This window comes from Halobellus sp. (genome assembly GCF_042218505.1).
GTDB lineage: Archaea > Halobacteriota > Halobacteria > Halobacteriales > Haloferacaceae > Haloquadratum.
In genome coordinates this window covers 103,157-116,905 of record NZ_JBDGQZ010000026.1, presented here as the reverse complement: position 1 = coordinate 116,905, position 13,749 = coordinate 103,157, and the positions used below count along the sequence as shown (strand labels likewise).

Sequence of the window (13,749 nt, the reverse complement as noted above, 5' to 3'; positions counted from 1 at the left end):
GTACGTTCCAGCCGTCAGCGCCGAACAGGCGTTTCGCCCGAGGTGACCGCTCCGCCCGAAGCGGTCGATCCGGACTCGCACCGCGTCGTGAGAGTTTATACGCGCGGGGGCGAGGTACGGAGCGATGATACGGAATCGCGAGTCGCTCGCGACAACGGACGCCGCGGATCTCGCACTCGAGTGCGTCGAGGCCGGGATCAACGCCGCGACGCCGCGACGCGCCATCGATCGCACGCTGGGGCTGTCCGGCGAGTGGCTTCGGGTCGCCGACGACGAGTACGACCTGACCGAATACGAGCGCGTGCTCGTCGTCGGTGGCGGGAACGCCGCAGGGCACGCGACCGCTGCAATCGAGACCGTGCTTGGCGATCGGATCGACGACGGCCTCGTCGTGACCGACAACCCCGTCGACACCGACGTCGTCGCGATTGCGCCGGGCGGCCATCCATTCCCGACAGAAGCGGGTGTCCAGAGCACCCGCAGACTGCTGGAGGTGGCCGCCGAAGCCGGCCCCGACGACCTCGTGCTCGCACCGATCACCGGCGGCGGAAGTGCACTGCTGGCAGCCCCCGCCGATCCGGTTCGGCTCAGTGATCTTCAGGGAGTCACCGAATCGTTGCTCAACGCCGGTGCGACGATCCACGAGATCAACGCAGTCCGAAAGCACCTGTCGGCGATCAAAGGCGGTCGTCTCGCCGCGCGCCTCGGCGACGCGACCGTCGCGGGGGTGCTCTTCAGCGACGTCGCCGGGGACGACCGCAGCGTGATCGCCAGCGGGCCGCTCGTCGCCGACGGGACCACCTACGCGGACGCGGTGGCCGTCCTCGAGGAGTACGGCATCGACGCGCCGGACCGCGTCGAGCGCCGGCTCCAAAGCGGGATCGAAGGCGACTACCCGGAGACGCCCGGGCCGTCAGACTCAGCGTTCGAGGCCGTCCGCGCCTACGTCGTCGCCAGCAACGACACGGCGCTGTCGGCGGCTGCGGACGCGGCACAGTCCCGTGGATACGAGCCGTTGCGGCTCGGGTCGCGGATCCGTGGCGAGGCTCGGGAGGCAGCGAAGGCACTCGTGGGAATCGCGGAGTCGGCTGCGGCGACCGGGACGCCCGTCGAACCGCCAGCGGTGCTCCTCTCGGGCGGCGAGACGACAGTGACGATCCGCGGCGGTGGGACGGGCGGACCAAATCAGGAGTTCGCGCTGAGCGCGGCGCTCGAATTGGCACGGTCCGGGGAGGTTCGGAGCGGTGACGAAGGCGGAGAGACGGCGCAGGACGACGAGCGCGCGCGGGTAACAGTCGTCAGCGTCGACACCGACGGCATCGACGGCAACGCCTCGGCGGCCGGTGCGCTCGTCTCCTCGCGGACGGTCGCCGACGAGCGTCGGGCGCGGGCGGCGCTCGCCGACAACGACGCGACGGCGTACCTCGACGCCCGAGACGCCCTCGTCGAGACGGGCGCGACGACCACGAACGTCAACGACCTGCGAGTGATCGTCGTCGAGGCCCCCTGACGCCGAGGCGAGTCAGTCCAGCCCCAGCCGGTCTTTCGTGCTCTGTCGGTCGAGTTTTCCGCTCGGTGTCCGATCGATGGCGTCGACGAACTCGTACGTCCGCGGCCGCTCGTGGTCGGCGACGCGGTCGCTCTCGAGCATCCACGCGTCGAGGTCCTCCGCCGACAGCGCGTCAGACGCCCGCTCGACGATGGCGGTGACCTTCTGCCCGTACTCGGGGTCCTCGACGCCGACGACGGCCGCGTTGATCACCCCGTGGTGGTTCTCGAGCGCCTCCTCGATGCTCTCGGGGGTGATCTTCACGCCGCGCGATTTGATCTGGAAGTCGATGCGTCCCTCGATGTAGAGGAAGCCGTCCTCGTCGAGCCGCCCCCGGTCGCCCGAACGCCACCAGCCGTCCTCGAAGGCGGCGGTCGCGCGTTCGTTGTCGCCCCACATCCACGGCGGCGACTGGTAACTTTTGACCGCGATCTCCCCGTACTCGTTCGGCGGGCGTTCGTCGTCGATCGAGCCGTCGGGATCGACGATCCGGACTTGGGTGCCCGCCTGCGGCTTGCCGACGCTCTCGATCCGCTCCTCGGTGAGTTCGTTGTTGTAGAGGATCGTCGAGTGGATCTCCGTCGATCCGTACGACTGGGTGACGTTCCCGCAGATCTCCGAGCGGAGCCGGCGCAGCGTTTCGGGGTTCAGTTTCTCGCCCGTGGAGGCGACACTCGACAGGGCGCTGAGGTCGTACGCGTCGGGATCGCTGTCGAGTACTTCCTTCCACATTGTCGGGACAAGGACCGCGCGGGTGATCCCGCGTTCTTCGACGATGTCGAGCCAGCGCTCGGGGTCCCAATCGGCCAGATAGTACGTCGCCTCACAGCCGAGCAGCGACCGCGTTAGGAAACTCGTCCAGATGAGAAACGAGGGTCGATTGACGACGAGTTGCTTATCGTTCCGAGAGTAACCCGACCGTGTGGCCAGTTCCCGACCTTTCAGGAACATCGTACGGTTCGTGTGACACCAGCCCTTCGGACGCCCCGTGCTGCCAGACGTCCACGCGACGGTCACGATGTCGTCTTCCTCGGCGAGCACGTCTGGTTCAACCGGGTCCGCGTCCGCGAGAGCAGGGGCCAGCGGTCGCTCGTACGCGCGCTCTGCAGCCTCAGTCGTGAATACGGCTGAGACAGGAGCGAGGACGTCCTCAGTCGCAGCCGTAGCGAACGAGTCGGCGATCTCGCCATCGGCGACGACGACCTTCGGCTTCGTCTGGTCGATGGAGTACCGAAACGCATCGGGGGCGATCCGCCGGTGGAGATTCGTCGTCACCGCGCCCGCCTTCAGCGCGCCGTTGAACAGTACCGCGTGCTGGACGGACGGTTTGCTGTAGAAGGCGATCCGGTCGCCCTTGCTGACGTAGTCGCTGAAGAGGTCCGCGGCGCGCTTGCTCCGCTCGTCGAACTCGCCCCACGTCACCGATTCGGTGGCGTCTTCGAAGGCGACCGAGTCCGCGCTCTTTTTCGCGTTGTGGGTCGAGAGATCTTTCAGCGCCGGCAGTTCGTTGTGGATTCGCTGCATCCTACTGCTCGAGGAACTGGGGGAACAGGCGCTTGTGCGGCGGCTCGATGTCGTACACCTCACAGAAGTTCCCGCCGAGGACCTTGTTGAGTTCGTCCTGCGGGACGCCGTGATCCATCGCGTACTTGTTGAGCATCCGGAGTGAGGTCCCCCAGTAGTCGGGCTGGTGCGCCGGGAGGCCCTTGCTGCTGTACTGCTCCCAGCGGATGGACGGGAAGTCGCTCGGGCTCTGTGGGTCGTGGGAGTTCGCGACCATCGACGCGCCCCAGTCGGTGCCCCACATCAGTTGGTCGGGGCCGATGTCGGGATCGTTCATCGGGCGGTTGAGGATGTCGTCCCACCACAGGCCGACTTCCAGGTAGACGTTGTCGTACTGTTCGGCCACCAGACAGGCCCGTTCGACGTTGAACTTCCAGTGACCCTGGATGCCGCCGTGCTCGAACACGAGATCGACGTCGGGATACTCCGCGAGGATGTCGGTCGCGTTGAGCGGATCCCGCCAGTCGGGGAGTTTGTCCTGTTCGCGGAGTCCGCCGGCCTGGTATCCCGAGGCCGCGCCCGGATGCCACCGGATCGGAACATCGTGTTTGGCGGCGACGTCGAAGTACTGGCGGATCTCCTTCTTGCGCTCGCGCCAGGTCATCCGCTCTTCCAGCGTCGGGTCCGACGGCATAAACTCGCCAATCCCGACCATCCCGTCGTGTTCGAGCACCTCGTCGAGTTCGGCGGCGGCGCGCTCTGTCGACCACTCCGCCTCGCCGCGCAGCGCGGCCTTCTTCGTCTGGACGGGGTACGCACAGGAGACGAACCGGTCGGGATACTCGTCCATAATCTGCATATTGATCTCGTTGGTCATCCCGAATGCGGGGAGAAGAAGACACATATCGACCCCGTAACTGTCCATATCGTAGACGAGTCGCTCGGAGTTGTCGTAGACGACGACCGGATCGTCGTCGGTCGCCTCGTCGGCCGGAGTGGCGGTGTGCATCAGTTCGCCGAGTCGGGAGTACTCCGCGTCCTCGTCGTTCTCGTCGAACTGGACCGCATGGCGCTGTGGGTGAACATGCGTGTCGACGACGAATCGTCCTACCTTCATACGGCCACAGCGGCGAGGTAGTGATAATAAGCTTTCCGTGGTTTATACGTGTGAGACCCTGCTGAAACGGCGTTACGGGCGCGAAACAGCGCGGACACTGCAGTCACAGTAACCCCCGACGCGGAACGGACAGTCGGCTCAGTGGGCATCGACGAACGCGCCGATGACCTCGAGTTCCTCGTCTGCGCTGATGCGATCGGATTCAACACAGGCGTGAATGACTTTCCGGACGAGTTTGGGGTCGTCGAGCGACGGGGCGGATCGACACTCCTCACTGGACTCGTCGGACTCGCTGCGACCGGCCGCTTGCTCTTCTCCGCCGGCACCGGCCTCGCAGACGCCTGCTGCAGAGATATCGCGGTCCGCAAAAAGCGCCTCGACGAACGGCTGACGGTCCGCCCAGGAGAGTCCCTCGACGGCACTGACGCGACGGTTCACCGTCGCGCAACTCACACCGAGGACGTCAGCGAGTTCGCGCTGCGTGGCCTGCGGGTGCTCGGCGACGGCCGCCAGCGTCTCCAGTTGCGTCTCGGTGAGGTCCGACACATCGGGCACGGCGGGTTGTTCGTCCGCGACCGGAGTCGGTTGCGCTTCGTCCGACGACACCGTATCCGCCGAGGTCGTTTCGGCGTCGTCGGGGCTCTCTGTAGATTCGGACGCGGCAGCGTCGGACGACTCGGCGTCCGAGCCGGCGGGTTCGGCGTCTGACTGTCGGTCTGGCGTTTCGTCGATGAGTCGTTCGGCCGGATCGCCGTAGTTCTTCAGGACGCGTTCGACGAGATCGACGGACGCACCCGAAACGACGTTCGAGATCTCCGTCAGCGACGCCCTCGGATCGTTCCGCGCGGCGTCGAGAATCTTCTTGTGGATCATCGCCGTCGGGAGGCCGGGGCGGGGGCCGCCCTCGACGTTGTCGGCCTGGGGTGAGTTGCTCATCGTCGGACGAGGTCGAGTGAGGAGCTTCGGTTGTACACGATCATTGTTCATTAATTGGGAGTTGGGTGCATTAGCATACCTATTGATTATGCAAGTCTTTAATCACCCGCTACGGTGTCACCCAGGAGTTTCTCCAACCCGCGCCGGAGTCGATCAGCGAACGCCTGCCGCGAGATATCGAGTTCGGCCGCGAGTTCGGCCAGCGAGATCTCGCGGTCGGGTCCGTAGTAGCCTCGCTCGTGAGCCAACACGAGCGCCTCCCGCTGCCGGTCGGTCAGGCCGTACTGATCGGCGGCGTCGTCACCCTCCTGATAGATCCGATCGAGACGGAACGGCAACTCCTTGTTCTCGCAGGTGCGTCGGAACTCCGAGAGGGCGTCGCGAGTCGGGACCTGCGCGCGGAAGTGAACGCCATCCGTTGTCGACGTCGCTCCGAGAAATACGATGTCGAACCGGGAGGCCTCTGGATAGGTCATCATCTCTTTGGCTTCCTGCGTGAAGTTGAGTCGGTACAGGCGTCGGTGGCCGACGGTGGTGAGATGTGAGAAACTGATGACGTACGGGTCCTTCCCGAGTACCGTCTCGAGCCGGTCGAAGTCGCCGCCCTCTGCCCAGAACACGTACTTCGGCTGCGTACCCTCGAGCAACTGGAGATCCTCCATCTCGAAGGTCATCTCCGGGACAGCCTCGTGCGTCTCTTTCAACATCGGAGAGTCGATGGTGTACTCCGCGATGAAGCTCATACCGACCCCTGTGGCCACAGCGAATTAACGCCCCCGCCCCGAACGAACCGTCCGTCCGGGTAGCCGGTCGGAGTGGCCTGTATATAAAATACCCTATATATTTTAAATAGGGTCAGAGATATATTATGGCTTTGCGAGTTTCATTGCATTAGTTCAACCGTTATTCGGGGCTTTGCTGTATTATAAATTTTCAATGATACAAATAAAAATATGATACGACGCGTTCCAGACGATGTACTGCGTCGTGGGATGGTAGACCACGAAGCCAGTCCATACCATATTACGGGATCCCACGGTTTTATGATATTTGCTTCGTTTCCAGAAGATATGCTGTCGCCACCGGACACGGAGCCGCTTACACCTGAGGATCGAACACTGATGGGCCCCGGCCCCAGCGAAGTGCACCCGCGCGTGCTCCGCGTGATGAGTGCTCCCCTCGTGGGCCACCTCGACGAGTCGTTCATCGAGGTTATGGACGAGGTGCAGGACCTCCTGCGATACGTCTTCCAGACCGAGAACCAGTGGACGATCCCGGTGAGCGGAACGGGCTCGGCCGCGATGGAGGCCGCGTTCGCGAATGTGGTCGAACCGGGCGACACCGTCCTCGTGCCGACGAACGGCTACTTCGGTGGGCGGATGGCCTCGATGGCCGAGCGCGCCGGTGGCGACGTCGCATACGTCGATGCGCCGTGGGGGGAACCGCTCGACCCTGCCGTCGTCGAGGACGCGTTCCACCAGTACGATCCCGACGTCTTCGGGTTCGTCCACGCGGAAACGAGCACGGGTGTGCTCCAGCCGAACGTTCCGGAACTGACCCACATCGCACACGACCACGACGCGTACGTCATCGCCGACTCGGTCACGTCGCTGGGCGGCGTCGAATTCCGTGTCGACGAGTGGGACATCGACGTCGCTTACTCGGGGGCGCAAAAGTGCCTCTCGTGTCCCCCGGGGGCGAGTCCGCTCACGCTCAACGACCGGACGATGGAGAAGGTCCTGAACCGCGAAACCGAGGTCCGGTCGTGGTACCTCGATCTCTCGCTGCTCGAGGGGTACTGGGGCGACGACCGCTCGTATCATCACACCGCGCCGATCACGAACATCTACGCGCTCCGCGAGGCGCTCCAGTTGGTCGCCGAGGAGGGCCTCGAAGCGCGCTGGGAGCGCCACAAGGCGATGGCGAGCCAACTCAAAGAGGGTCTCGAGGCGCTCGGCCTCGAGCTGAACCCCGAAGACGCGTACTGGCTCCCGTCGCTGAACGCAGTGCGTATTCCCGACGGGATCGACGAGTCGGCGCTGCTCAGCGATATGCAGGCCGAGCACAACCTCGAGGTCGCGAGCGGACTGGGCGATCTTGAAGGAGAGATCATCCGGGTCGGCTGTATGGGGTACTCCGCGCGAACCAGCAACATCGAACTCGTCCTGTACGCGCTCGAAGACGCACTGCGAAACCAGGGCTACGAACCGTAACTCGCGGTCGAGATCTTAGATCACCCGCGCTGCGTTCTCGCCATCAACGAGCCGGAATCCGCGCTCGCCGATCACTCCTCAAGCGCCTCGGCGACCTTCTCGATCGGATGTGGCGGCTGAGATTCTCCGGGGCGGTCCCCGAGTTGTGAGCGACACGACGCCCCCGGCACAGTGACGACCGCACCGTCGCTCTCTTCGACCTGTCTAAACAGAATCCGACCGATCGCCTGCGAGATGTCGTAATGCTCCGCTTCGTAGCCGAAACTGCCGGCCATCCCGCAGCACCCCGAATCGAGCGGGTCGACCTCGTATCCGGACCGTCGGAGGACGCCGACCGCGTGATGATCTTTGTTAGTCGCTTTCTGGTTGCAGTGTCCGTGGTACGTCAGCAATTCCGCCGGAGCATCGACGTCGAGGCGGTCGTCGGCCCGCGTCAGGTCGAGGTACTCCATCACCCCGTAGGCGGCCGCCGCCACCGTTTCCACATCCGGCCCGTCGAGGAGGTCGCGGTACTCGTCTTGGAACATCACGGCGTCCGAGGGTTCGATGAACGCGACGTGCCAGCCGTCGTCGACGAGCGGACGGAGCGTCTCGACGTTGTGGCGGGCCCGCGACGTGGCTTCGTCCAGCAGTCCGGTGGAGAAGGCGGCGCGACCGCTCGGTTCGAGATCGTCACACACCCGAACGTGGACGTTCGCGGCCTCCAGCACGTCGACGGCGGCCTTGCCGGCGTCCGGGTACGTGTAGTTGGTGTAGGTGTCGGGGAACAGCAGCACTTTCGCGTCTGCCTCGTCGGCGGAGACGGTCGCGCCGCCGCGGCGGTCGAACCACTCCTCGAAGGACTCGCTGCGGAACGTCGGCAGTTCGCGCTCGGGAGCGATCCCGAAGACGCGTTCCAGCAGGCGGCGACTGCCCGGCACGCTCGACGCGAGATTCGAGAGCGGGGCGAGTCGGCTGCCGAGCGCGGAGAGCGCATCGATGTTTCCGAACAGTCGCGAACGGAGACTGGCACCGTTCTCCTCGTGGTACTGGTGTTTCACCTCCGCTTTCAGTTTCGCCATATCGACGCCGGTGGGACAGTCGCTCTTGCAGCCCTTACAACCCACGCAGAGGTCCAGAACCTCGCGCTGGAACCGCTCGGAGTGGATCTCGTCCTCGCCGAGTTCGCCCGAGATGGCGGCCCGGAGCATATTCGCCCGGCCGCGGGTCGTCTGGATCTCCTCCTTCGAGGCGCGGTACGTCGGGCACATCACGTCAGAGTCGGTCTGGCGGCACGTTCCACAACCGTTGCACAACTCGACGAGGTGGGAGAACCCGCCCTCGTCGTCGAAGTCGAGTTCCGACTGCGGTTCAATCGACTGGTACTCCGGGCCGTACCGGAGGTGATCGCGCATATCTGCCCCGACGCCGCGGTCGCTCTCCGGCCCGGGATCGCTCGCTTTCTCCCGGTACACCACGTTCCCGGGGTTCAACAGCCACTCGGGATCGAACGCCGTCTTCAGTTGCTTGAACGCTCCCCAGATGTCCTCGCCGTACATCTTGGGGTTGAATTCCGTCCGGGCCATCCCGTCGCCGTGCTCCCCGGAGAACGCGCCGTGGTGCTCGACGACGAGGTCGGTCACGTCGTCGGCGATGGAGTGCATCTTCTCGATTCCCTCGTCCGCTTTGAGGTTGAGGATCGGTCGGATATGTAGCGTGCCGACGCCGGCGTGTGCGAAGTACGCTGCCGACGTATCGTGCGTGTCGAGGACGTTTTCGAACTTCCCGACGTACTCGGCGAGTTCTTCGGGCGGCACCGTCGCGTCCTCGATGAACGGGTACGGTTTGGGGTCGCCCTCCAGACTCATCAGAAGCGGAATCGCCGCCTTGCGGAGTTTCCACAGTTGATCCTGGTCCGCCTCGGAGTACGCCTCAAGCACGTCGAACGCGGTGCCCGATTCGACGAAATGCGCGTTCGTGTCGGCGACGGCGGCCCCGAAGTCGTCGACGAGTTCGTTATCCCATTCGAGCATTAGCGCCGCCGTCGTACCGTCGGGGATCGGTTCGGCGTACTCGGCGTACCCCTCGGATTCGCGGGCCAGTCGGAACACCTCGTCGTCCATCAACTCAACCGCGCTGACCGGGAACTCGAGGGCCTCGGGCACCGCCTCCATCGCGTCGACGAGGTCGTCGAAGCAGTACAGCGCAAGCGCGGTTTCGTCGGGTTTGGTCACGAGCGAGACGGTCGCTTCGACGATCACACCCAGTGTCCCCTCGCTGCCGACGAACAGTTTCGAGAGATTGATCACCTCCTCGCCCGCGTCGTTCTCGTAGATCACCTTCTGGAGGTTGTAGCCCGACACCGAGCGTTTGAGGTCGGGGAAGCGTGCTTCGATCTCGTCCTCGTGCGTCTCGACGAGTTCGCGGACGGTCTGGTAGATCCGCGCCTCAGCGTCGTCCTTCGCGACGATGGCGTCGTGCTCGTCGCTGCCGAGGACGACCTCACGGGTGTGGATCAGCGAGCCGTCCGCGAGGACGACCTGTAGTTCCTCGGTGTATGCGTCGGTGATCCCGTAGCGGACCGAGTGAGCGCCGGTGGAGTTGTTGCCGATGCCGCCGCCGATCGTCGCGCGGTTCGAGGAGGCGGGATCGGGTGCGAACTGCAACCCGTCGCGAGCGAGTCGCTCGTCGAGGTGGTCTTGAACGACACCGGGCTGGACTGTCGCTCGCCTCGCGTCGGTGTCGACCGCAACGATGTCGTCCATATACTTCGTGAAGTCGATGACGACACACCCGTTGCCGACTGTCTGCCCCGCCAAGGAGGAGCCGGTCCCGCGCGGGAGAATCGGGAGGTCGTACGAACTGGCGATTTCGACGGTCGCCTGGACGTCCGCAATACCCCTCGGGAGCACCACGCCCGCAGGGCGGGCCTGGTAAATGCTCCCATCGGTCGCATAGAGGACCTGTGCGTACTCGTCGAACTGGACCTCGCCGGCCACCTGTTCCCGGAGGTCGGCCGCCAGAGCTGCATAGCGTTCGTCGTCCGGACGTGCTGTCGACAGTCCCGTTGCCGACGTTTCCAACCCCGTCGGGTCGTAGAACTCGTCTTCGACTGCCATTGTCGATTATAGTCGATGAAGAAATTAAACCCTCGGGTGAAACGACGCGTTCGTCGCGGGGTCGCGTCCGCCGCCGATCGAAAGATATAGTGTGAGTTGCTAATCAGTATCAGTCTATGACGGAGTCAAGCGAGTCCTACGATTACGTCGTCGTTGGGGCGGGGACAGCAGGCTGTGCAGTCGCAACGCGGTTGTCCGCAGCGCCAGACAGGAGCGTGTTAGTGCTCGAAGCGGGCGAGCCGGATCACGAGCGCTCGATCCACGTGCCCAGCGAGGTCGGCCAGCTGTTCAAGACCGATGTCGACTGGGAGTATTACACTGAACCCCAGGAGGAACTGCACGGTCGCGAACTCTTCTGGCCGCGGGGGAAGGTCCTCGGGGGCTCCAGTTCGATCAACGCGATGATCCACATCCGGGGCCACCCCGCGGACTTCGACGGGTGGGCGGCGTTGGGCAACGAGGGCTGGAGTTACGAGGACCTCCTCCCGTACTTCAAGCGGAGCGAGAACAATCAGCACCGACGCAACGAGTACCACGGGGTCAGTGGTCCGTTGAACGTCACCGACCTCGAGTCGCCCTACGACCTCTCGCGGGTCTTTGTGGACGCTGCCGCCGCGGTCGGCCACCAGCGCACCCACGATTTCAACGGCGAGCGTCAGGAAGGCGTCGGCCTCTTCCAGGTGACCCAGAAGGACGGCCAACGCCACAGCGCGGCGGCGGCTTATCTCAAACCCGCGCTCGTCGAGCGGTCGAATCTCGATGCGAGGACGGGGGCACAGGTGACCAATCTCCGGTTCGACGGCGATGCCGTCGTCGGCGTCGAGTACGAGACCGACGGCGAGCGGCGGACGGTCGCCGCTGCCGAAGAAGTCGTCCTCTCGGCCGGCGCGGTCAATTCCCCCCAACTACTGCTGTGCTCGGGGATCGGTCCCGCCGACCACCTCCAGTCACACGGAATCGACGTTCAGGCGGACCTCCCGGGCGTCGGCCGCAACCTCCAGGATCACCTGTTCGTTACCACGCACTACGAGGCCACCAATGCGGAAACGCGCGACGACGTTGGAACGCTCGATGACGTCGTCGAGTTCCACACCCAGCGGTCGGGTCGCCTGACGTCCAACGGCGGCGAGGCGGGGCTGTTTTTTCGGACCGACCCGGATCTGAACCGACCCGACGTTCAGTTCCACTTCGGCCCGGGGTTTTTTATGCGCCACGGCTACGAGAATCCCGACGAGGGACAGGGGTTCTACATCGGCGCGACCCAACTCCGACCGAACAGCCGCGGGCGGATCACGCTCCGCTCGTCAGACCCCTTTGACGACCCCGTGATCGACCCGCAGTATCTGACTGCGCCGGGCGACATAGAGACGCTCGTCGAGGGCGTTCGGGAGGCCCGGCGGGTGGCGCAGGCCGGGCCGTTCGACGAGTACCGCGGGGAGGAACTCTGGCCCGGCGAAGACACTCAGACCGACGAAGAACTCGCCAAGCACGTCCGCGAGAAGGCACAGACGATCTACCACCCTGTCGGGACCTGCAAGATGGGCGACGACGAGATGGCCGTCGTCGACGATAGCCTCCGGGTCCACGGTGTCTCGGGACTGCGCGTTGCTGACGCCTCGGTGATGCCGCGGATTGTCAGTGGCAACACGAACGCGGCGACCCTCGCAATCGGCGAGAGGGCTGCGGATCTCATCGCAGGGAGCGAGTGACGACTGGAGCGCGCGTAATAGCACGTTGTGCGCCGAACGTCGCCGGCCGCTACGGACGCTCTGCACGAACATACATAATTTTATATGAATTAACCCATAACTGACGGTAGACAGCCAATAGCACAGCACAACAGGAGGCACACATACGGTCGCAATAGGTCTCCCTCACCACGGTCAGGAGAGCGTAGCATCCGATCGGGGGAGGGGTTGCAGCAGCAGGAGTGGCAACGAAGCCGAAAACTATAGTGGCGTTTGTAAGTTTTCGCTCACTCGATCGCACGACTGCGTGCGATCGGATATGCAATCAGTTGCAAACGCTACTGTACCACAGCAGACCACCGCAGGATAAATATCGCGTTCGTGGAAGGGCCGCATTCGGCTCAACACGGTGATGATCGGCGAACTCAACGGCCACGGGGTGACAATCGCTTTAGTCGAACAGAACGCCGAAATCGCCCTCAACCTCGCCGACCGGGCGTACATCATCGAGAAGAGGTCGGTCGAATACACCGACGACATCGAGATGCGCAGCCAAAGTCAGGACCTGATAGAGGAGTGTCTCGGCGTCAACTGAGAGTCGATAGTGAACGATCGAGCGTCGCCCTCACGTCGAATCTATCCGTTTCGACGTTTCGCGCTGTCGTTTCGTCTCCGCTCGAACCGTTCCGTGCGTTACGCTCGTGAGGTTGCATCCCGGCGGAAGCGGGGTGGTGGTATACCGGCTACGTGCGGAGGGGAGAGCGCCTGAACAATCACGCGGATCGAGGAGTGCGTCTGAATTAGTTTTGTGATGTAAAATCCGGGCTAGTGATCCCGGCGATCGATTGGGCGTCGCGTTGAAGCAAATGGTACCGTAGAATAACACGTGTACGTTTGGGAATAAACGGGCACATCAGGTGACGGCGGAGCACGCGTGGTGCCACGAACGGAACCCGCGCGTCAGGAATACGTGAGTCGGAGTTCAATCAGGTTTGCGACGTTCTTGATCTGACTGACGTACGCCTCGCGGTCCTCGTCGCTGTCGATGCGGTTTTTGGGGACAGAGAGGCTGATCGCGCCGACCACCGCGCCCGCTTCGGTGAGGATCGGGGCCCCGATGCACCGCAATCCCCGCCAGTTCTCCTCATCGTCGAAGGCGTGGCCCCGCGCCGCTGTCCGGTCGAGTTCGTCGAACAGCTCCGCCCGATCAGTGATGGTATTCTCCGTAATTGCCGGGAGTCCGCGATGATCGAGAATCCCCTCGATCCGTTCGTCCGGCAGGTGGGCCAAAGTCGCCTTTCCGAGCGCCGAGTTGTGCAGGGTCACTTGGCTTCCGACGTGGGTGTCGATGTCGACCGCGTTCTCCCCCTTCGCTCGGTGGAGCACGACTGCCAGTCCGCGTTCGTGCGTCGCGAGCGTCGCCAACTCTCCGGTTTCTGCCGCCAACTCGTCGACGTTCGGTTTCGCCGCCTCGTACAGCGGTTCGTCGTGCCGGAGGATGCCACCGACGTTGAGGAACTTGAGACTCAACCGATACGCGTCGCCGTCTTTCACCACGTACTCGTGTTCACGGAGCGTGCTCAGGTGGTTGTGGACCGTGCTATCGTTCAGGTCTACGTCCTCCGCTACGGTCTAGAGTGACGTC

10 protein-coding genes and 1 pseudogene are annotated in these 13,749 nt (G+C 64.0%); 4 read left to right on the top strand and 7 right to left on the bottom strand.

Annotated elements, in window-relative coordinates; translation table 11 throughout:
• The first annotated feature begins 124 nt into the window (after window positions 1–124).
• Window positions 125–1,510: a glycerate kinase gene (locus ABEI27_RS08815; protein ID WP_375799032.1), complete on the top strand. Its 1,386-nt coding sequence runs from the start codon at window positions 125–127 to the stop codon at window positions 1,508–1,510.
• Between the two features lie 12 nt (window positions 1,511–1,522).
• On the opposite strand, the gene ABEI27_RS08810 is transcribed toward ABEI27_RS08815, so the two are convergent.
• The 4 genes from ABEI27_RS08810 to ABEI27_RS08795 all read right to left on the bottom strand — a co-directional run bounded on the left by ABEI27_RS08810 (window position 1,523) and on the right by ABEI27_RS08795 (window position 5,848).
• Entirely contained in the window at window positions 1,523–3,073 is a 1,551-nt protein-coding gene (locus ABEI27_RS08810; protein WP_375799031.1) for a class I adenylate-forming enzyme family protein, read from the bottom strand.
• A 1-nt stretch (window position 3,074) separates the two neighbouring features.
• On the bottom strand, window positions 3,075–4,169 hold the full coding sequence (locus ABEI27_RS08805) for an amidohydrolase family protein (protein WP_375799030.1): 1,095 nt from the start codon (window positions 4,167–4,169) through the stop codon (window positions 3,075–3,077).
• A 138-nt stretch (window positions 4,170–4,307) separates the two neighbouring features.
• Entirely contained in the window at window positions 4,308–5,105 is a 798-nt protein-coding gene (locus ABEI27_RS08800) for a winged helix-turn-helix transcriptional regulator (RefSeq protein WP_375799029.1), read from the bottom strand.
• 98 nt (window positions 5,106–5,203) lie between these two features.
• Window positions 5,204–5,848 (bottom strand): helix-turn-helix domain-containing protein, encoded by a 645-nt coding sequence (locus ABEI27_RS08795; protein WP_375799028.1) that lies wholly within the window; start codon window positions 5,846–5,848, stop codon window positions 5,204–5,206.
• A 327-nt stretch (window positions 5,849–6,175) separates the two neighbouring features.
• Between ABEI27_RS08795 and ABEI27_RS08790 the strand changes: the two genes are divergently transcribed.
• On the top strand, window positions 6,176–7,318 hold the full coding sequence (locus ABEI27_RS08790; RefSeq protein ID WP_375799027.1) for a pyridoxal-phosphate-dependent aminotransferase family protein: 1,143 nt from the start codon (window positions 6,176–6,178) through the stop codon (window positions 7,316–7,318).
• Between the two features lie 71 nt (window positions 7,319–7,389).
• Here the strand turns inward: ABEI27_RS08790 and ABEI27_RS08785 are convergent, their stop codons facing one another.
• Window positions 7,390–10,416 (bottom strand): FAD-binding and (Fe-S)-binding domain-containing protein, encoded by a 3,027-nt coding sequence (locus ABEI27_RS08785; RefSeq protein WP_375799026.1) that lies wholly within the window; start codon window positions 10,414–10,416, stop codon window positions 7,390–7,392.
• Window positions 10,417–10,532: 116 nt separating this feature from the next.
• Between ABEI27_RS08785 and ABEI27_RS08780 the strand changes: the two genes are divergently transcribed.
• Together ABEI27_RS08780 and ABEI27_RS08775 are read left to right on the top strand one after the other, a co-directional pair.
• Complete coding sequence (locus ABEI27_RS08780; RefSeq protein WP_375799025.1) at window positions 10,533–12,125, top strand: GMC family oxidoreductase; 1,593 nt, start codon at window positions 10,533–10,535, stop codon at window positions 12,123–12,125.
• A 391-nt stretch (window positions 12,126–12,516) separates the two neighbouring features.
• A complete protein-coding gene (locus ABEI27_RS08775) occupies window positions 12,517–12,699 on the top strand; it encodes a hypothetical protein (RefSeq protein WP_375799024.1) in 183 nt (60 codons plus the stop codon).
• 365 nt (window positions 12,700–13,064) lie between these two features.
• On the opposite strand, the gene ABEI27_RS08770 is transcribed toward ABEI27_RS08775, so the two are convergent.
• Entirely contained in the window at window positions 13,065–13,658 is a 594-nt protein-coding gene (locus ABEI27_RS08770) for an IclR family transcriptional regulator (RefSeq protein ID WP_375799023.1), read from the bottom strand.
• Window positions 13,659–13,721 (bottom strand): annotated as a pseudogene (locus ABEI27_RS08765) (hypothetical protein); the annotation flags it as partial.
• Window positions 13,722–13,749: the final 28 nt, after the last annotated feature.

Coding starts and splice junctions, on each gene's coding strand:
- ABEI27_RS08780 (WP_375799025.1), top strand. CDS start 10,533: ATGACGGAGTCAAGCGAGTCCTACGATTACGTCGTCGTTGGGGCGGGG.
- ABEI27_RS08800 (WP_375799029.1), bottom strand. CDS start 5,105: ATGAGCAACTCACCCCAGGCCGACAACGTCGAGGGCGGCCCCCGCCCC.
- ABEI27_RS08795 (WP_375799028.1), bottom strand. CDS start 5,848: ATGAGCTTCATCGCGGAGTACACCATCGACTCTCCGATGTTGAAAGAG.
- ABEI27_RS08790 (WP_375799027.1), top strand. CDS start 6,176: ATGCTGTCGCCACCGGACACGGAGCCGCTTACACCTGAGGATCGAACA.
- ABEI27_RS08815 (WP_375799032.1), top strand. CDS start 125: ATGATACGGAATCGCGAGTCGCTCGCGACAACGGACGCCGCGGATCTC.
- ABEI27_RS08805 (WP_375799030.1), bottom strand. CDS start 4,169: ATGAAGGTAGGACGATTCGTCGTCGACACGCATGTTCACCCACAGCGC.
- ABEI27_RS08810 (WP_375799031.1), bottom strand. CDS start 3,073: ATGCAGCGAATCCACAACGAACTGCCGGCGCTGAAAGATCTCTCGACC.
- ABEI27_RS08785 (WP_375799026.1), bottom strand. CDS start 10,416: ATGGCAGTCGAAGACGAGTTCTACGACCCGACGGGGTTGGAAACGTCG.
- ABEI27_RS08775 (WP_375799024.1), top strand. CDS start 12,517: ATGATCGGCGAACTCAACGGCCACGGGGTGACAATCGCTTTAGTCGAA.